Origin of the sequence: Flavobacterium denitrificans DSM 15936 (genome assembly GCF_000425445.1) — a bacterium.
GTDB classification, from domain to species: Bacteria; Bacteroidota; Bacteroidia; order Flavobacteriales; family Flavobacteriaceae; genus Flavobacterium; species Flavobacterium denitrificans.
Genome location: NZ_AUDL01000020.1, coordinates 13722 through 33267, shown reverse-complemented (window position 1 = coordinate 33267; position 19546 = coordinate 13722). Strand labels below are relative to the sequence as shown.

At 34.9% G+C, this 19546-nt stretch carries 19 protein-coding genes and 2 tRNA genes; 12 read left to right on the top strand and 9 right to left on the bottom strand.

The window, feature by feature from the left end; all coding sequences use genetic code 11:
• From H600_RS0111610 to H600_RS0111600, 3 genes are all read right to left on the bottom strand, one after another.
• A partial coding sequence (locus H600_RS0111610) for a hypothetical protein (protein WP_026728938.1) occupies positions 1 to 650 on the bottom strand: 650 nt, incomplete at its 3' end.
• A gap of 328 nt (positions 651 to 978) precedes the next feature.
• Entirely contained in the window at positions 979 to 1374 is a 396-nt protein-coding gene (locus H600_RS0111605; RefSeq protein WP_026728937.1) for an ExbD/TolR family protein, read from the bottom strand.
• 3 nt (positions 1375 to 1377) lie between these two features.
• Complete coding sequence (locus H600_RS0111600) at positions 1378 to 2073, bottom strand: MotA/TolQ/ExbB proton channel family protein (protein ID WP_026728936.1); 696 nt, start codon at positions 2071 to 2073, stop codon at positions 1378 to 1380.
• Between the two features lie 130 nt (positions 2074 to 2203).
• Here H600_RS0111600 and H600_RS0111595 point away from each other — a divergent pair, with 130 nt between their 5' ends.
• The 4 genes from H600_RS0111595 (at position 2204) to H600_RS0111580 (ending at position 4725) form a co-directional block, all read left to right on the top strand.
• Positions 2204 to 3439, top strand: coding sequence for a bifunctional folylpolyglutamate synthase/dihydrofolate synthase (locus H600_RS0111595; protein ID WP_026728935.1), 1236 nt, complete (start codon positions 2204 to 2206; stop codon positions 3437 to 3439).
• A gap of 108 nt (positions 3440 to 3547) precedes the next feature.
• Complete coding sequence (locus H600_RS0111590) at positions 3548 to 4357, top strand: hypothetical protein (RefSeq protein ID WP_026728934.1); 810 nt, start codon at positions 3548 to 3550, stop codon at positions 4355 to 4357.
• 159 nt (positions 4358 to 4516) lie between these two features.
• Positions 4517 to 4591 (top strand) — tRNA-Val (locus H600_RS0111585).
• 53 nt (positions 4592 to 4644) lie between these two features.
• Positions 4645 to 4725 (top strand) — tRNA-Tyr (locus tag H600_RS0111580).
• 130 nt (positions 4726 to 4855) lie between these two features.
• On the opposite strand, the gene H600_RS22885 is transcribed toward H600_RS0111580, so the two are convergent.
• The 3 genes from H600_RS22885 to H600_RS0111565 form a co-directional block, all read right to left on the bottom strand.
• The gene (locus tag H600_RS22885; protein ID WP_157509908.1) at positions 4856 to 4993 is read right to left on the bottom strand and encodes a hypothetical protein; all 138 of its coding nucleotides are present in this window, start codon (positions 4991 to 4993) and stop codon (positions 4856 to 4858) included.
• Positions 4994 to 5032: 39 nt separating this feature from the next.
• Positions 5033 to 5392 carry a MerR family transcriptional regulator gene (locus H600_RS0111570; RefSeq protein ID WP_026728933.1) on the bottom strand — a complete coding sequence of 120 codons (360 nt, stop codon included), beginning with the start codon at positions 5390 to 5392 and terminating at the stop codon, positions 5033 to 5035.
• 102 nt (positions 5393 to 5494) lie between these two features.
• A complete protein-coding gene (locus H600_RS0111565; protein ID WP_026728932.1) occupies positions 5495 to 6940 on the bottom strand; it encodes an FAD-dependent oxidoreductase in 1446 nt (481 codons plus the stop codon).
• 116 nt (positions 6941 to 7056) lie between these two features.
• On the opposite strand from H600_RS0111565, the gene H600_RS0111560 reads away from it, so the two are divergent.
• The 7 genes from H600_RS0111560 to H600_RS0111535 all read left to right on the top strand — a co-directional run bounded on the left by H600_RS0111560 (position 7057) and on the right by H600_RS0111535 (position 15430).
• On the top strand, positions 7057 to 7452 hold the full coding sequence (locus tag H600_RS0111560) for a VOC family protein (protein WP_026728931.1): 396 nt from the start codon (positions 7057 to 7059) through the stop codon (positions 7450 to 7452).
• 270 nt (positions 7453 to 7722) lie between these two features.
• Positions 7723 to 8079 (top strand): hypothetical protein, encoded by a 357-nt coding sequence (locus H600_RS22715; RefSeq protein ID WP_084157381.1) that lies wholly within the window; start codon positions 7723 to 7725, stop codon positions 8077 to 8079.
• A gap of 222 nt (positions 8080 to 8301) precedes the next feature.
• A complete protein-coding gene (locus H600_RS0111555; RefSeq protein WP_026728930.1) occupies positions 8302 to 9396 on the top strand; it encodes an efflux RND transporter periplasmic adaptor subunit in 1095 nt (364 codons plus the stop codon).
• A 51-nt stretch (positions 9397 to 9447) separates the two neighbouring features.
• Positions 9448 to 12564: an efflux RND transporter permease subunit gene (locus H600_RS0111550; protein ID WP_026728929.1), complete on the top strand. Its 3117-nt coding sequence runs from the start codon at positions 9448 to 9450 to the stop codon at positions 12562 to 12564.
• 258 nt (positions 12565 to 12822) lie between these two features.
• Positions 12823 to 14307 (top strand): TolC family protein, encoded by a 1485-nt coding sequence (locus H600_RS0111545; RefSeq protein ID WP_026728928.1) that lies wholly within the window; start codon positions 12823 to 12825, stop codon positions 14305 to 14307.
• A gap of 162 nt (positions 14308 to 14469) precedes the next feature.
• Complete coding sequence (locus H600_RS0111540) at positions 14470 to 15030, top strand: Crp/Fnr family transcriptional regulator (protein WP_026728927.1); 561 nt, start codon at positions 14470 to 14472, stop codon at positions 15028 to 15030.
• Positions 15031 to 15103: 73 nt separating this feature from the next.
• The gene (locus H600_RS0111535; RefSeq protein ID WP_026728926.1) at positions 15104 to 15430 is read left to right on the top strand and encodes a DMT family transporter; all 327 of its coding nucleotides are present in this window, start codon (positions 15104 to 15106) and stop codon (positions 15428 to 15430) included.
• Between the two features lie 104 nt (positions 15431 to 15534).
• Here the strand turns inward: H600_RS0111535 and H600_RS0111530 are convergent, their stop codons facing one another.
• Positions 15535 to 16569: a ligand-binding sensor domain-containing protein gene (locus H600_RS0111530; RefSeq protein ID WP_026728925.1), complete on the bottom strand. Its 1035-nt coding sequence runs from the start codon at positions 16567 to 16569 to the stop codon at positions 15535 to 15537.
• A gap of 110 nt (positions 16570 to 16679) precedes the next feature.
• On the opposite strand from H600_RS0111530, the gene H600_RS0111525 reads away from it, so the two are divergent.
• Entirely contained in the window at positions 16680 to 17561 is an 882-nt protein-coding gene (locus tag H600_RS0111525) for a winged helix-turn-helix domain-containing protein (RefSeq protein ID WP_026728924.1), read from the top strand.
• A gap of 6 nt (positions 17562 to 17567) precedes the next feature.
• Here H600_RS0111525 and H600_RS0111520 read toward each other — a convergent pair whose 3' ends face one another.
• Positions 17568 to 18710: an FAD-dependent oxidoreductase gene (locus H600_RS0111520; RefSeq protein ID WP_245176556.1), complete on the bottom strand. Its 1143-nt coding sequence runs from the start codon at positions 18708 to 18710 to the stop codon at positions 17568 to 17570.
• A 50-nt stretch (positions 18711 to 18760) separates the two neighbouring features.
• Positions 18761 to 19528 carry a helix-turn-helix domain-containing protein gene (locus tag H600_RS0111515; protein WP_026728922.1) on the bottom strand — a complete coding sequence of 256 codons (768 nt, stop codon included), beginning with the start codon at positions 19526 to 19528 and terminating at the stop codon, positions 18761 to 18763.
• Positions 19529 to 19546: the final 18 nt, after the last annotated feature.

Sequence of the window (19546 nt, the reverse complement as noted above, 5' to 3'; positions counted from 1 at the left end):
TTTATTTCATAATGACTGCTTAGGATGTTTAAGCATTTTAATGACGCAAACATCACTGTTAAACTGGTAATGTCTGGGACTAATTCTGCCCAGGCAATCCGGCTGTAATCATCAATTACACAGACTAAATAGAGTTTTTTATTTTCTCCACGAATTATGCTTTTACTTAAATAATGACAATCAATATGACCCAGCTGTCCCATTCTTTCCTTGATTATTTTCTGATGATTCTTTTTAATCTTCGGAGTTAATCTATTTATTTTATGCCGTTTTAAAATATTGTAAACTCCAGAATATGATGGTGTATGTTTCCCTAATTTGGGATTTAAGATACTAACAATTTCATATTTGTTGTTTCCTTTTTCTCTTAATTCTATTACTTTTTGTTCTATAAAAGGCAAAGGGCGTCTGGTTTTATATTTTGGACCCCGTTTCTGAGGCAATAGATCCCGAGATTTCCCGCTCTGCTTATAGCGATTATAATACTTTAAGAAACTTTTTCGGCAGGTGTCATTTGCTGTGTAAAAATCCATCGCCTTTTTATAAAGCGGATGAGTTTTATTTTTTACCTGCTCATATTCTTTTATTAAGAAACGATATTTCTCTAAATAGTTCCTCTCTAATGTGCAATCTTGACTATTATTTCTCATCGTAACAAAATTTATTAAATTTAAATTTTGTTACCGAAATATCTAACCTTTACAATTTCGACTGAAAGGAGAAATCACACGCGGGATTCGACAAAGATTGGCACTCTACTTTGCGGAATTTCTAGTGTGATTTCTCCTTTCAGTCGAAATGACAAGATTGTAGTTTTAAAAACCTGTCAGGTCTAATTTAATACGTAATTCGCGTGAGGGATAGAAGCAAGCTACCGAAGTAGCGCGGATAGCCCGGTCCCGTTAAGATAAGTGGGCGAATATTGATAAAGTATGTTTGCCCACTTATCTTAACGGGATCACGCCCAAATATTTATTTTTATTTCGGGCTTGTAGCAATTACAAACTTCAAGTTGTTCTTCACTCCTATCTGCAAAACATCTACTAAATCCTGTACTTGCAAATTAAACGGAATTCGGACTACGACTGTCTGTTCTTTGTCTGTTCCAATTTTTGACATTAAACTCGTTTCTAGATTTTCAAAATCAACTGGTTCTTTGTCAATGTAGAACTTCTTATCTTCTGTGACTGATAAACTGATTAATTGTTTATTCGTTTTTTCGTTTGCTTTGGCTTTCGGCAACGTCATTTTAATCACATTAGGATTTGCCAGTGTTGAAATAATCAAGAAAAACAACAGCAGGAAAAACATAATATCACTTAATGATGAAGTCGCAACCTCAGCGTGAAATCTTCTTTTTCTTTTAATGGACATAGCTTATGCTCTTTGAATTATGTTGACAAATTCTAATATTTGTTTCTGAATTTTTAAGGCGAAATTATCAATTTTTCCGTTCAATAAGTGGTACGCAGAATACGCGATAATACCCACAATTAATCCAGAACCTGAACTGATCATTTTTTCGTATAAACCTCCCGAAATGTTTCCGATACTGATATTTTCTGTAACCGAAATACTGTAGAAAATTTTGATAACTCCAGAAATTGTTCCGATGAAACCAAGTGTTGGCGCAATACCAGCGATAAGTCCAAGATGACCTAAATGTTTTTCCATTTCGCCAATTTCAATATCAGCGGCGCGATCCATGTTTGATTCGATTTCAGCAATTGGCCTTCCAATTACTAAAACACCTTCTTTCAAAATATTTCCGGCTGCAGTGTTGCTTCTTTCAACAATTGTTCTCGCTAATTCAATATTTCCAGCATTCAACTTATCTCCAACATCTTGCATCAATCGGCTGTCAATTTTTGAAGCTTTGCTGATATACATATAGCGCTCAAAAATAATATATATAGTGTAAAATAATAAAATAGCGATTGGAATAAGGAAAACTCCTCCTTTCATGATGAACCCAAACATTGAAATTTCGTGTTCTGGTGCGATTTTTTCGATAACTACGTTAGATGCTGCGTTTGCGATGGTATCTGTTTGTAATTGAATGAAGCTAAACATATTTTAATTCTGGTTTTTATGATTAATTCTAAAAATTATTTGAAATTTGCACTAAAGATAATTTTCGCTGTAATATTAAACTACAAAAATCGAAATTTATTTCAATCGGCAACCATTTTATCCAAATTAAATGAACTATCAAGAGACTACAAACTGGATGTTTAATCAGCTTCCAATGTACCAGCTTCAGGGCGCTTCGGCTTATAAAGAAGATTTAACCAATATCAAAATACTGGCAGCGCATCTTGATAATCCACAGGATCGTTTAAAATGCATTCACGTTGCCGGAACAAACGGAAAAGGTTCTACTTCGCACATGCTGGCTTCGGTTTTGCAGGAAGCTGGATATAAAGTTGGGTTGTACACTTCACCGCATTTAAAAGATTTTAGAGAAAGAATCAGAATTAACGGCGAGGAAATTTCAGAAGATTTTGTAATTGACTTTATTGGCAAACATAAAAGCTTTTTTGAAGCTAATGACATGAGTTTCTTCGAAATGTCTGTTGGTTTGGCTTTTGATTATTTCGCTGCCGAAAAAGTCGATATTGCTATTATTGAAGTTGGTTTGGGCGGAAGATTAGACGCTACTAATATTATTACGCCTTTGGTTTCGGTAATTACAAACATCGATTTAGATCATACTCAGTTTCTTGGAAATACGCCTGCTTTAATTGCCGGCGAAAAAGCGGGAATTATAAAACCAAATGTTCCGGTTGTTATTGGTGAATATACAAATGAAACGCAACCTGTATTTTTGGCTAAAGTCGAAGAAAATAAAGCACCGATTTATTTTGCTTCCGATTTAATTTCAGAAGTTTTTCCTTCGGATTTAATTGGAGATTATCAATTTCATAATAAGAAAACAGTTCAACAGACGATTCAGGTTTTAAATGAAACTACTGATTTTAAGGTTTCTGAAGAAAGTTTGACATCAGGATTATTGAGCGTTGTAAAAAATACTGGCTTGCAAGGCAGATGGCAACAGCTTGGCGAGAATCCGAAAATTATTTGCGATACTGCTCACAACAAACACGGTTTATCTGTTGTTATGACTCAGCTTCAAAAGGAAACCTATGAAAATTTGCATATTGTTTTGGGCGTTGTAAACGACAAAGACCTACATTCAATTTTACCCCTCTTTCCTAAAAAAGCTACGTATTATTTCTGCAAACCCGATTCTTCGAGGGGATTAAGCACTGAAATTCTGCAAGATACAGCCCGAAAGTATGATTTATTTGGAGAAAAATATGAATCGGTTGAAAAAGCTTTTTTAGAGGCAACGAAAAAAGCTACAAAAAATGATTTCATTTATGCAGGCGGAAGCACGTTTGTAGTGGCTGAACTCCCTTTAAATACAGCGATTTAAATTTCAGACCAAAACTGGAAGCAAAACTTTATCAAAAAATCATAACCACCTGATTTTTAATACCTTAAATTTGTATTAAGTTTTTTTAATAACCAATACAAATTAATCATGAAAACAAGAAGTACACTTCTAGGGCTCGTCCTATGGATGACTCTATGGTGCGTGACCACGTACGCACAAGACAAAGCACCCGAAAAAGAAAAACCAGTCTTTATCACCATGACGACCCTGCATCGCAATTTGGATGGAAAAGCTAAAGACTGGAAAGCTGCAGAGCAAGAATACTTTGATAAGATTACCAGCAAAAATGATCTTATCATCGGTTCAGAGCTTTTAACACATTATTACACTGATGACAATACAGAAGTTGTTTTGGTTAATGTTTACAGAAATTGGGAAGACATTGAAAAAGCCAATACTATTAGTGATGATTTAGCTAAAAAAGCCTGGCCGGATGAAAAAGCCAGAAAAGCTTTTTTTGAAAAATACGATGCTTTTTACGCCAACAAACATTCCGACGAAATTTATCAAAGCATCACTTCTGTCGGTGAAAAAGCATATAAAGATGTAACTAAAAAACCAATGATAATATACATTCGAAAATCAGAAATGAGTGGAAAAGGAAAAGGACAGAATGTTAAAGAGTTTAATGAAAAAATCACTTTTAAGGATCCTTATATAAAAGCGTATTATCCGTTTCGACATTCATGGGGTTCCAACAGCACTGATTTTATGGAAGCGTTTTTCTATGATTCTTTAGCCGATATGGAAAAATCCAGTGAAAAAATAGATGAACTCATTAAATCAACTTGGCCAAATGAAAAAGATGCTGATGCTTTTTTTGATGAATTGGAAAAATCTTTCACAGGAAAACACAGCGATTACATATACAGAAACGTTCCGACGCTTTCAAAGTAAAAAATAGCTAAAAAATTATGCTTATAACATTTTCTGCCTCAGTAAGATAGAAAACACATTGAAAAAAGTTTAAATTTTTAGTGTGTTTTCTTTGCAGAACTCAAAAACTAGCGTATATTTGCACTCGCAATCACGAAATGATAGCAACCTAGTAAAATAGGGCGATTAGCTCAGCTGGTTCAGAGCACCTCGTTTACACCGAGGGGGTCGGGGGTTCGAACCCCTCATCGCCCACAAAACTCCTTAAGAAATTAAGGAGTTTTTTTTACGCTTTTCCGAGCGTTTATGGGGAGATACTCAAGCGGCCAACGAGGGCAGACTGTAAATCTGCTGTGTGAACTTCGCAGGTTCGAATCCTGCTCTCCCCACAAAAAAACAAAAATTAAAAAAACCTGTAAATCGAAAGATTCACAGGTTTTTTGTTTTTTTCCTAAAATTTATTCTCCAATATCTTAATTATAGTTTTTTTTTAAACTTTTCAGGTTCATCTTAATAAATTTAATGCCCTGAATTTTCAAACAGAAACAAATCCTTTTTTGGCGCTTCTAATTCCTTAAAATAGGCTTCTGTGATTTTTGTTGATGCCTCAATATCATTTTTACCAACAAAAAAGCAATCTGAAAAATCTATTTTCATTAAAGTCTTAGGCAAAATTTTACTAATAAAAATTCACCATCAATCATTACTTTGCAATTTCTCACAAACTTTTTCAAGAAGCTTCTTAGTTTGTTTGAAATACTTCATCTTATCATCAATCTCTTTTATTTTAGCTTGAAAAAGCTCGAGTGTCTCTGGTTTTGAATCAGTGCCTTCAAACCAAGTGGTCAATATTTTTTTTATTTCCGCTAAAGTAAAACCAACTTCTCTTGCTTCAATGATAATTTCTAAACGCTCAACAACATTATCATCGTAATATTTATAATTATTAGATTTCACTTTTTCATCAGTAAAGCCCTTGATCAATCCTAAATTTTCATAATATCTAATTGTATGGATTGACAATCCTGTTTTTTTTGATAACTCGTTTACAAGCATAGTTTCATTTTTTAAAAGAAAAACAGTAAAGCATAGAGTACAGTCTATACTTTACTGTTTCAAATATACTAATTATTTTCATTTTAATTTACCAAAAAAACATTACTTCAAACAACTGCCTCTTGGTTTATCTCCTTCTCGAAGTACAATATCCGAATGTAAAAACTGTGCAGCAGCGGCAGAATCTTTTACTTTTACGGCGCTACGTTTTAGCATTTCCGCTTCAAATTCATTTAATACACTTTCTCGTAATCCTACTTTTTTTCGATGCGATAATGATTTGCAACCTTTTGTAATCGCTCGAGCAAGCGACAGCGCATCTAACAAAGCCTGATTAGCACCTTGTCCTTTAAACGGACTCATTGGGTGAGCGGCGTCGCCAATTAGCGTTACATTTCCTCCTTTTTTTAAAACCTCAGCATTAAGCAATTCACGATCATAAACAGGATAACCAGAAATTTGAGGTTCTTGCGTCGCATTTAAAATTTGCGGAATCGGTTCGTGCCATTGTGTTCTTTTGATTGCTTCTTCTTTTAAAGCCTGAACTCCTTTTGCGCTTAATTCTTTAGCTTCATTTTCTGGCATTGGAAAACTCAACTGCCACATTACAGAATCTGATTTATAAGGCATAATGTAAATTCGCTCGTTACCATTAGCGGTTTGAAAAACAGTAGCCGAATCTAATAATGAACTGTCAACTCCTTCAAGTGCGCTTAAAGGGCAAATTCCTAATATCACAATACAATCTAAATAACGAAGTGGCGCAACATTTTCGCCAAGCCATAATTTTCGAACTGAACTTCGAATACCATCGGCTCCCACTACAATAGCAGCTTTTGCGTTTTTTATTTCTTCATTTACAGAAAAATTCAGCGTAAAACTTTGATCATCGTTTTGTTGAAAATCTATTAATTGGTGTCCCCATTTTATATTTTCATTTTTGTTCAGTTGCTCAAGCAATTCCAAACGAAGTGATTGGCGTGCGATATGAATATTGGAACGTTTTTTAAAAGTTTTTGCCTCTGCTGGAATCCATTTTCTTACACCCCACTCTCCAATTACTTTTCCATCAGTAGTATGAACCAAGTGTCTAGTTGAAACAACGCCATCTTTTAAATCCAAAATCCCTAATCCCGAGATTGCTTTGCTGGCTTGCTGCAAAGTAAGTCCGTAACCTTGGGAACGTGCTTCAAAGTTATGGTCGCGTTCATAAAGTGTAAAAGGAATACCGCGATGAAGACAAGCTACAGCCAAAGCCACACCTCCAATTCCACCACCGATAATGGCAACATGAGGGTATTTTTCAGCATCAGCTAAAGGAAAAACAGCAGACGGAATTATCCCCTTTCCGCTACAAATTGAACACACAATTTTGTGGGGTTTTGGACGAAGGGGAGCATTTCCTTCTCCATTCGATTTTTCAAATTGTTCTAATTCGAATTGATATTGAAGCCGTACTTTTTTATTAAGTCGTTGGCTTTTTTTACCACGCCCTTCGCATGCCTCACAAATTTTCCAGCTTGTTGCTTCTTTTTTCACTTTTAGTATATTTTCTGCCTCTCCCAGCAATCGCACAAAATTAAAGCAAAACTTTACAATTTCATTAAAAGTATTAAAGCATTAATTTGGTTAACTTAGTTTATCAACTATTTCAATTAAAATATATGGAAACGAAAATGATATGGGCAAATTTAGTTTCACATGATTTGCAAAAAACGATAAAATTTTATTCCGAGCTAGGATTCAAACAAAACGGAAAAGAAACAGAAGAATTGGTAAGTTTTATTTATGGCGAAAATAATTTTGTAATCAACTTTTTTATCCCAAAAAGATTTGACAATGCCATGAGAGGAAAAGTGGTTGATGCTAAAACTGAAAATGAAATCATCTTTTCACTGTCTGCAGAAAGCCGAGAAAAAGTGGACCAATGGTATGAAATTGTACAAAAGGCTGGTGCCAAAATATTCTCTGAGCCAGAAAATTTTCAGCAAGGTTACACTTTTGGATTTACAGATCCTGATGGTCATAAATTCAATTTTTTGTATTGGCCCGGAATGTAAACTTCAAACTAAAAAGCTCCATTAAAAATGATGGAGCTTTATTTTTCATATCGTTTTGAAAAGCATAGTTTTATTAGTTGCCAAACATCAAAACTGCCATTTTCTTTTTCATAAAAAACCATCTTCAATTATTATTAAATATTTAAATCGAGTCGGTTTTAAAAAAATTTTAAGAAACCTTACTTTTCAAATTACTATATTTGGCGCTCTTTGAACAATTATAAATCCGTTTTTTAAGGAATACAACTTTATAAATCTGCTGTGCTGTAAATGAAACCTGTAAAGTTCATATATGTCGTTTTACTTTCGTTGCTCTCTTTTTTCAGAGGCGCCGAAACGTATCAGCAGTCCGTTCCTTTTTCTAATTGTGTTACATTGGATAGTGTTGCGGCAGACGACTCACTTTCCTCTTCTGATTTTTCTTCTTCAAAAGATCTAGAAGTCCATTATATCATCAAGAAGAAAATAAAATCCAGAGCAACTACTTTAGAACAAAGTACAATCAAGGCTCCGTATTTTAGCAACTTAGTCAACTTCAAGCTTTACAAAAAAAGCTTAATATATGGTATAGCTTCAATATACCAGGTTCAAAGGCATACTTATTTGCATTTGTACCAACTTTTCTAAACTGCAAATTTTGTTGTTTTTATAGTTTCAGATAAATTTCTGGAGCAATTTTTCATGTGCTGATACTACCTGAACAATTGTTGTTATAAAACATTTTCTTAATCGGTACTTTTCTAAAAGAGAAGCATCCGAGAACATCCTAATTTTTCAAAATCCAAATTCATACTCCCGATATTCATTTATCAAAGGGAGAACATCTATTTATTCAAAAATTAAAACTCGATGATAAGCATTTATAAAAACCCATTTCTTTTATGCACCTTAGCACTATTCGTTTTAGTCTCGTGCGGTGATAAATCAAAAAAAGATTCTAAAAACATCAAGACAGTTCCTGTTTATAAAGTAACCTTAAAAGACACTATAGTTTCAAGCAAATTTGTTGCCGATGTACATGCTAAAAACAATGTAGAAATCCACGTTCGCATCCCTGGTTTACTTGAAAAAGTGTATGTAAGCGAAGGACAAAAAGTAAAAAAAGGACAAATCCTTTTTAAAATTAGTGATGTTGAACTTCAGATTCAACTGCTGAAAGCTGAGGCTGTTTTTAAAAGCGCTAAAGCTGACTTAAGAATTGCCAACGTTGAGCTAGAGCAAGCACAAACTCTTTTCAATAAAAAAGTAATTGCAGATAAAGAATTAGAATTATCTAAAGCAAAATATGAAGCTGCTTCTGCAAAAGTAGCGCATGCCGTTGCAGAAAGAAAAGCAATTAATCAACAAATAAGTTTTACGACAATCCATGCACCATTTGATGGAACAATTGATAGAATTCCGTTCAAAGAAGGAAGTTTAGTAGAAAATGGCTCATTATTAACAACTGTTTCTCAATTAGATGATGTATATGCCTATTTCTCGATTCCAGAAAATACATATTTTCAAATGATGGAAGACAAAACCTTAAATACACAAGGCGATATTAAATTGGTATTGCCAAATGGAATGGTATACGACAAAAAAGGTGAACTAAGAACAGCAGATGGAGAAATCAACAGACAAACCGGCTCTATTCAATACAAAGCAAAATTCCATAATCCGCAAGGATTTATCAAACACGGAACTTCTGGGAAATTGATTATTTCAGAACCCAAAACTAATGCAATTTTAATTCCGCAGAAAGCTGTTTTTTCTATTCAAGACAAACAGTATGTTTTCCGTGTGAACAAAGATGGAGTAGTTAAAATGACTAATGTTAAAATTGAAACCACTCTTGATGATGTCTACATCTTAAACGAAGGTCTAAAAACCGATGACCTAATTGTACAAGAAGGTACACAATCATTGAGAGACGGCGATAAAATCAATATGAAACAAATATAGATTTATCGATCTGTAAAACAGTTATTTAATTATTTATCTAAAAAATTCAAAATGATAGAGTTATTTATCAGAAGGAAAATATTGTCATTAATCATCTCGGTTATGATAGTCCTTCTGGGATTGCTGGCGTTGTTTCAGCTTCCTATTACCCAATTCCCAGATATTGTACCACCATCTGTAACCGTTACAGCAAAATACACAGGGGCAAACGCAGAAGTTTCTGCCAACGCCGTTGCTCTTCCATTGGAAAGAGCCATAAATGGGGTTCCTGGAATGACCTATATGTCGACCGTAACTTCCAACGATGGTTTGACCTTAATCCAAGTTTTCTTTGAAGTAGGAACCGATCCCGATTTGGCCGCCGTAAACGTACAGAACAGAGTTACCACGATTCTTGATGAGCTTCCAGAAGAGGTAATTCGTGCCGGAGTTACGACCGAAAAAGAGGTAAACAGTATGTTGATGTACTTGAACATTACAAGTACCGACAAAACTCAAGACGAGCAGTTTATCTTCAACTTTACTGATATTAATATTCTTCAGGAATTAAAACGTATTGATGGTGTCGGACGTGCCGAAATCATGGGACAAAAAGAATATTCGATGCGTGTTTGGCTGGATCCAGAAAAAATGCTTTCGTATAATATTTCTGCAAATGAAGTAATTGCTTCGCTTCAAAAACAAAATATTTCTGCAGCTCCGGGTAAAGTGGGCGAAGGTTCAGGACAAATGAACAATCAATTGCAATATGTAATTAAATATGGCGGAAAATTCTTTGAACCTAGTCAGTACGAAGAAATTCCGTTAAGAGCCAATCCAGACGGAACGATTTTAAGATTAAAAGACATTTCGAAAATCGAATTTGGCGCGATGAGTTACGGAATGGTTTCAAAAACCGATGGAAAACCCTCTGCATCCATCATGCTAAAACAGCGTCCGGGTTCTAATGCTTCAGAAGTTATTGCGAGCGTAAAAGAAAAAATGGCCGAATTAAAAGGTTCTTCTTTTCCTCCGGGAATGGAATTCAACATCGCTTATGACGTTTCTCGTTTCCTTGACGCCTCTATTCATGAAGTATTAAGAACATTGGTGGAAGCCTTTATTTTAGTGGCATTTGTTGTTTTCCTTTTCCTTCAAGATTGGAGATCGACTTTGATTCCAGTATTGGCAGTTCCTGTCGCACTTATTGGTTCGTTTACTTTTATGTCGATGATGGGATTCTCGATCAACTTATTGACACTTTTCGCTTTAGTACTTTCTATCGGAATTGTGGTTGATAATGCGATTGTCGTTGTTGAAGCTGTTCACGTAAAAATCTCCGAAGAACATATGTCGCCAATGGATGCTACCATTAGTGCGATGAAAGAAATTACAGGTGCCGTTATTGCGATTACGATTGTAATGGCTGCGGTGTTTATTCCTGTTGCTTTTTTGAGCGGTCCTGTTGGGGTTTTCTACAGACAATTCTCATTGACAATGGCCATTAGTATTGTGATTTCGGGTATTAACGCTCTTACACTTACTCCTGCCCTTTGTGCGATTATGCTAAAAGCGCACGATCCTAATAAAGAGAAAAAATCACTTTTAGATCGTTTCTTCCACAGATTCAATAATTGGTTTGACAATATTACTTCAAAATACATCAAAGTATTAGTAAAATTTGCTGATCGTAATACCGTTACAGTTGGTTTATTAGTCTTGTTTTGCATTCTAACTTGGGGAACAACTCGATTTTTAGCCTCAGGATTCATCCCTACAGAAGATCAGGGAATGGTTTACGTGAGCGTTACAACACCACAAGGAGCAACTGTAGAACGTACCGAAAAAGCGTTAGACGAAGTGACTAAAATTGCAAAAGGAATTCAAGGTGTAGACAACGTAACCACTCTTGCGGGATACAGTATTGTAACCGAAATTGCTGGTGCTTCATACGGTATGGGAATGATCAACTTGAAAGACTGGAGCGAACGTGATATTTCGGTTACCGAATTTATGGCGGAACTTACAGAAAAAACAAAAAACATTACCGACGCACAAATTGAGATTTTTGCACCGCCAACCGTTCCTGGTTTTGGTAACACAAGTGGTTTTGAGCTTCGCTTGTTGGATAAATCTGGAGGAAGTATTACCAATACTGATAAAGTAACCAAAGAATTCATCAAAGAATTGAATGCTTCGCCAGAAATTCAGAATTCGTTCTCGAGTTTTGATGCCACTTTCCCTCAATATTTAATACATATTGATTATGATTTAGCTGCCAAAAAAGGAATTTCGGTTGATAATGCCATGAGTACTTTACAGACAATGTTGGGTTCTTTTTATGCTACTAATTTTATCCGTTTCGCCCAAATGTACAAAGTAATGGTTCAGGCAAGTCCGCAATTCCGTCAAAATCCAGAAAGCATTTTGGATATGTATTTGAAGAATGACGCAGGCGAAATGGTTCCGTTCTCAACTTTCATTAAGCTAGAAAGAGTTTACGGGCCTGAGGTTTTAACGCGTTATAATATGTACATGTCTGCTATGATTAACGGTGAACCTGCCGAAGGTTACAGCTCTGGAGATGCCATAGCCGCTGTTGAAAAAATTGCCGCAGAAAAATTGCCTAGCCGCTTTGAACTGGAATGGTCTGGTATGACACGTGAAGAGATTCTTTCAGGTAACCAAACCATATACATTTTTGGACTTTGTATACTTTTCGTATACTTATTATTGGCAGCACAATACGAAAGTTTATTGCTTCCATTCCCCGTATTATTGAGTTTGCCTGTTGGAGTATTTGGTTCTTATATCGCACTTGTAATGGTTGGATTAGACAATAACATTTATGCCCAAGTAGCGCTCGTCATGTTGATTGGTCTGCTCGCCAAGAATGCCATTCTGATTGTAGAATTCGCAATGGCACAAAACAAACTCGGACGTGATATTGTCGAAGCGGCAATTGAAGGCGCTAGACTTCGTTTCCGTCCTATTTTGATGACCTCTTTTGCTTTTATTTCTGGATTGATTCCGCTATGTATTGCTTCTGGTGCGGGTGCAATTGGTAACCGTTCGATCGGAACGGCAGCTGCGGGAGGAATGTTGATTGGAACTGTGTTTGGTCTATTGATTATTCCTGGACTTTATATACTGTTTGCAAAATTGGAAAAACGAATGAGCAAATCTTAATGTGTAATTTTTTAAACACATAGATTCATAGTCCCGATAGCTATCGGGATGGAAAGCGTGGAAAGGCGTTTCACTTAACTTAAATAAACATAGCTGTATGGTAGTCACCAAATCCCAAAGTTGAAACTTTGGTCTATGTTCATTCAGCTATGTGTTAGAAACTAGTTTCTTTCAACTCCCTTTTTATAGAAAGAAAATCTATGTTTCTATGTGTTAAAATAAAAATTTAGACAAAAGATTGAATAAAAAAATTAAACAATGAAAAACATATTAAATCAATATAAAAATACTGATGTGATAAGGACAACCAAAAGTGCCGTTGTAATAACAGGTATTTTACTTTTAACAGCTTGTTCGGCACCAAAAGTCAGTACTAAATTAGACGCAGCAAAACTTCCAGAAAATTTTGATGCACAGCGAAAAGAAGTTTCAAAAAATGATTTTATTCCACTAAAAACAGAAACCTTTTTTAAAGATCCCAAATTAGAGGATTTACTAAAAAAAGCAATTGCCAAAAATCCTGATTATTTAATTATGCAGGAACGCATTTTGATTGCCAATTCGCATTTAAAAGTGGCCAAACTAGCGCTTCTTCCGTCATTAGACCTTGTGGCAGATGCGTCTGGAACACATTTTGGGAAATATACTATGGAAGGTGTCGGAAACTTTGACACCAACTTTTCGCAGAATATTACCGAAAAACAAAAAATAAATGAAAAAGTTTCACCTAACTTCTTTTTAGGAGCAAAAGTTTCGTGGGAAGCTGATATTTGGGGAAAACTAAGCAATCGCAAAAAAGCAGCACAACAACGATTTTTTGCTTCTCAGCAAGGAATGCGTTTATTGCAGACACGTCTTTTGGGCGATGTTGCCGATTTGTATTTTAAACTTATCGCACTAGATAAACAAGCCTCTATTTACGATAAAAACTTAAAAACACAAGAAAGAGCTCTTGATATTGTTTCAGCACAAAGATCAGTTGGAAAAGCTACCGAGTTGGCTGTACAACAGTTTAATGCCCAAAATAATAACATTTACGCCGAAGCTTCAGAACTAAAATTAAGCATCGATCAGACTGAAAAAGCCTTATTGACGCTTTTAGGTGAATATGGAGGAAAAATTGACAGAAGTAGCGATTTCCTAGCTGGACACTTAGAAGTTTTAAACCAAAAAATCAGTGTAGATTCTATCATTCATAAAAGACCAGATGTTTCTGAAGCGTATTTCGAATTATTAGCCAGCAATGCTGATGCAAAATCGGCTCGCGCTGCCTTTTTCCCAACTGTAAACTTGGGCGGATATGCAGGGTTTAATTCGTTTTCATTCAATACTTTTTTTGATGCTGGTTCTTTCGCTTGGCAATTATTAGGCGGTTTGACAGCGCCAGTTTTTAATAAAGGACAAATCAAACAAGAATTTTATGTTTCGAATCGAAGACAGGAAATCTCATTTCTTCAATATCAAAATTCGGTTACAACTGCATTCAACGAATTAAGCGCTTTACTGCACCGAAACGAAGCTTTTGAAGATGTTCTCAAATACAAATTGAAAGAAATCGATCATCTTGAAATTGCGGTAAATGTTTCAAATGATTTGTATTTGAGCGGTTACGCTAATTACCTTGAAATCATCAATGCGCAAAAAAACAAATTGCAGGCTGAGCTAGATTTTGTTGATATTCAGCTTCGCAATGCAAACTCCCAAGTATTGTTGTACAAAGCTTTGGGTGGTGGCATTAATTAGTGTTTATATATTGGTCAAAAATTGCGCCTGCATTTTTGAATTAGCATGCAATGTGCAATTTTATATCCCATTTCTATTTTGGAAATGGGATTTTTTTGGTTCGAAATTTTCTGTTCCCTTTTACAACTTGTATCTTTATTCGAAATTTATAAAAAATTAAAAATGAATATTTCTAATATTCTCGATCAAATACATGAACTTCCCGAAAAGTCAAAATTGGCTTTACAAAATAATGTCTCCGAAATTGCTTTCTCAAAAGGACATATTTTATTAAAAGCCAACAAAATAGAATCTAATATCTATTTTATAAAAAAAGGATTAGTTCGTGCTTATGTAGAAAGAGACAATGAAGTTACTTTTTGGTTTGGAAAAGAAGGCGAAACGGTCATTTCGATGAAAAGTTATGTGGAAGACCAGCCGGGATATGAAAATATCGAGCTTCTTGAGGATTGCGAACTTTATGAACTCAAAACTGAAAATCTAAGAAAACTCTTTAATGAAGATGTTCATATTGCGAACTGGGGTAGGAAATTCGCTGAAAAAGAATTAATCAAAACGGAAGAACGTTTGATTTCGAAGCAATTCAAAAATGCATCAGAACGTTATCTGGAATTAATGAAAGATCATCCTGAATTATTGCAAAGAGTACAATTGGGGCATATTGCATCTTATTTAGGCATTACACAAGTAAGTTTGAGCAGAATTCGTTCTGAGATAAAATAATTGCATTTTTTATCATTTGTTAAATTTTTTCTGCTTTTCATAAAGGAACTTTGCACCACAAAATTTTAACTATATGAACTGGATTATTTTAATAATTGCTGGTCTATTTGAAGTAGCCTTCGCATCATGTCTTGGAAAAGCAAAAGCAACAACTGGAACCGAAATGTATTATTGGTATATTGGTTTCTTCATTTCTTTAACGGTAAGTATGCTTTTATTAATGAAAGCGACAGAGACACTCCCCCTTGGAACGGCTTATGCGGTGTGGACAGGAATTGGTGCAGTAGGAACTGTATTGGTTGGTATCTTTGTTTTTAAAGAACCTGCAGCTTTCTGGAGATTATTCTTTTTAGCAACTTTAGTTGGTTCTATCGTAGGATTAAAAGCGGTTTCGCACTAAAAATATGTTTTTTTGTTTCGGTTTTCAAGTTTCAGGTACTTAACGTAAAAGCTGAAACTTGAAACTTGAAACTTGAAACTTGAAACTAAAATAAAATAAAACCTTTAAAATTGCGTGATGGTCATTCCATCATATCGATACACGCCAGCCATAGATCCAAACCAAATACTTCCATCTTTAGCTTGCAAAATCCCGCACAGCATTCCCATCTCTTTTAGTGCGAATATTTCGGTTGCTTTTGGTATTTTATCGTATAAAGTTTTTTGATCATATCGTGTAAGCGCCCAATATCCATTAAGTCCAACCGTCCCCGTAGTCCAAATATTTCCTTCTTTATCTTCCAATATAATAGAAGTTCCTCTATTGGATATTTTTGTATAAGTATTCCCATCGTAACGCCAAAAACCAAATTCAAGAATCAAAATATTACCTTTCTTTCGCTCTTTGAGTATCGAGCCACCAAACCAAATATTGCCTTTTCGATCTTCAATTATCGACCAAACGTTATGAAAGGGTTTGCCGTTATTTTTTTTAAAGACGGTAAATTTCTTCCCATCATAAAAACAAGGTTCGTCTCTAGTAGCAAACCATAATTTCCCTGTACTGTCTTCCATAATAGAATTTACAGCATTACTAGAAAGTCCATCTCTGGTAGTGAAATTTCGAAAAGATTTTCCATCATAACGGCTTGCTCCTCCGCCAGTAGCAAACCAAATATTGCCAGCTCTATCTTCATAAATAGAGGCAACTTGATTACTCGCAAGTCCTTCTCGTGTAGTAAAATGCTGAACAGATTTTTTATTATAATAGTAAACACCTGAATCTCGAGTAGCAAACCAAAGATTCCCTTTTCGATCTTCCAACACATCCCAAAAACTTGGTGATTGTATCTTGCTAGTTAAATTAGTAAACATTTTTCCATCGTATCGAAATACATCTTGAAACGAAGCAATCAAAATATTTCCGTTTTTATCTTGCCTTACATTCCGCACCATTCTTTTTGGACCAAAGCGTGTAACAATTTCTCTTTTTTCAACTTTGCAATTTCCTTTTGATGCATTGATTTGGTTTGGTTCTTTACAAGAGGTAAAAAAAATAATCATCAGGAACAAGCTGTAAATGTGTGTGTGCAATTTCATTTTTATTATGTTTTCAAAGTTGTTTCAGCGAAATTACTTTGATATTTTTCAGCCGAAGCAGTTTGAATTGTAAATAAAATTGTAAACTTTGTAAATAAACTCTTGACACTATGCTTTATAGCCGAAATTTTCTGTCCGAGAAATACAAATACCAGTTTAGCTTGACAGCACTCTTGTTTGTCGCCATAATCTGCGTGGCTTTCAGCACGAATGACAATGAAAATTTTGAAAGTGCCAAAAGAGAAGTATTGCTCCGCAGCATCGGACATGAACTTCTTTTACAATCGGGAGACAGTACATCAAGAGTTCTTCCTGTAAAAAAAATTGCTGAAAATGAATATGAAATTCAGTTTGAAAAAGAGTTTTCTTTTCGACCAGAAAATTTAGTGAAAACTATTGAACGATTGTTGTCTAAAGATTCACTCGCAACGGATTATATTGTTACTGTTGTGAACACACAAAACTCCAGTGTCGTTTATGGATACACGATATCCAAAGATAAAAAAGACGACAATATACCTTGTCTCGGAAGAATACAACCCAAAGCTCATTACAACGTGAATATAAAATTCAAAACTTCAGGTATTAATGGAGCTGAAAATGGATATCTTCTACCTATTTTGGCAATTGCAGGCATTGTTATCTTTAGATCAGTTAAGTCGCGAAAATCATTCTCTAGCAAGAAGCACAGTGATTTATTCGTTTTGGGCAAAATACAGTTTGATGAAAAAAATCGGAAATTATTAATTGATGGAAAAACAATAGACCTAACCGCAACCGAATCCCGTTTATTGCATATTTTCGCGATTTCTCCCAACAAAACGATAGAACGAAACCGACTCCAAAAAGAAATTTGGGAAGATGAAGGCGTTATTGTAGGCCGAAGCTTGGATATGTTTATCTCAAAGTTGAGAAAAAAATTGGAAGTTGATTCTAATGTTAATATCGTTGTCGTGCGCGGGAAAGGATATAAATTGGAAATTAATTCTTAGTAAGATTTACTCTGCAAAACGCATAAATGAAAAGCCTATTTCGTGCATCATCAATTCATTTTTACGAGTTTCTTCTTGTGCTTCTTTGGCATAAACAAACATTTGCTTTTCATAATCTTCGATCGCGTTTTCAATGGTTTCGAATTTCCCACTTGTTATATTTTCGGCCAAAATCATCGCGTCGACTAAACCAATATTTGCGCCTTGTCCGGCAAAAGGTGGAATTAAATGCGCTGCGTCACCAATAAGCGTTACTGGTAAAACACGACTGTTTTTCCATTCTTTTTCCAATGAAATTTTACGCGTTGGCAATCCCACAAAAAACGATGTGGCACGAAATAACTCTTTATAAGTTTCATCCCAATCAGAAAATCGATCTATAAGAAAGGAACGAATACTTTCTATATTTTTAAAATCCAATTCATTTCCAGAAAGCCATTCGTCAGGTGTTTTAAAAATCACATTATAGCTCAACGCCGATTTGTTTTTTGGATTTGCGACCAATAAATTCCCATTAAAAGCCGACATCAAAATATTATCATTACATAAACTGAAAAAATCTTTGCATTTAATTTCAGCTTCCAAAACTTCGCCTTGAATCATATATGTTCCCGTTTCTTCGACTTCAGCGTCAGTAATATATTTTCTAATTGCTGACATTCCGCCGTTTGCGCCAATCACCAAATCGGCGATTGCAGATTCATTATTTTCAAAATGCAAAATCCATTTTCCGTCTTTAACTTCAAGTTCGTTTACTTTGCTGTTCCAAACAACGGTCCCGTTTTTTAAACTGTCTAAAAGTAAATTCCTCAAATCGTTTCTGTTTATTTCCGGATTGTCTTGGGCTTCTTCTGGAATTGTTTTTTGAACAGACAGGACATTTCCATTTTCATCTGCAACGGTTCTACCCATCGGAATTGCCAATTCAAAATAGCGTTCTAACATTCCCGCTTTTTTCATTGCTTTCTGTCCTGAGACTTTATGTAAATCGAGCGTTCCGCCCCAAATTCTGGTTTGCGCATCTTTATCTCTTTCGTAAATGGTAACATCAATTCCTTTTTGCTGAAGTAAAATTGCCATTGTCAAACCAACCGGGCCAGCGCCAATAATGGCTATTTTTTTATTTTGTAGTAACATCTTCTGTATCATTTAATTTCGATACAAAATTGCGAAGAAGATTTTGACAGAAATAGTAAAAATCAGTCGTTTTTGATAGAGGGCAGTTTTTTAATCGCTGTAATATTCATGAAACGATTGTCACTGTTTTTACTAAGTTCTTTTGGTGTTACGCCAGAATATTTTTTTATTTCTTTTATAAAATGATTTTGATCGGTAAAGTTCAATTCTGGAAATAGTCGTCCTTCACTTAAATCTTTAAAAGAAGATCCAAAACGCAGAATTTTGCAATATTCTTTAAGTGAAATCCCGAATTGCTGATTAAAATAGCGATTAATCTGTCGACTGCTCCAAAACACTTTTTCTGAAAGTTCTTTTACTGTAATTGTTCCGTGCGAAGCATAAATCAATTCAAATAGTTTTTTCTTTCTGTCATCAATTGGTTTTATGGAAATTGAATTGATCTTCTGCGTTACTTTTTTCTGAAAATTTTCTAAACTCTCGATATCATTTTCATCAAATTGCCAAAAATCGTTCGGAATTACTTTTCCCTCATTCAAAACATCTTTTATCGAATCTCCAAATAAATATTCGACAGCCAAAAGCTTAAAACCAACAGAAAATATTCGAACGTCTTTGAAAATATTTACCTGACTTGGAACTGTATCCAATCCGCGAATTGAAATTTCCCAATTTTCAGCATTTATTTTCATGAGCGTCATATCCATCATTCCGTTTGGAAGTACAGTTCCCGGAATATCATTTCCAGTTTTGTTCTCCACCATCCAAAAGCTGTGAACAAAATGCGAAATAAAATCGTCTGGTAAAAGGGATTGGATTGTGAGATTCATTTTAGTGTCTCAATAAAA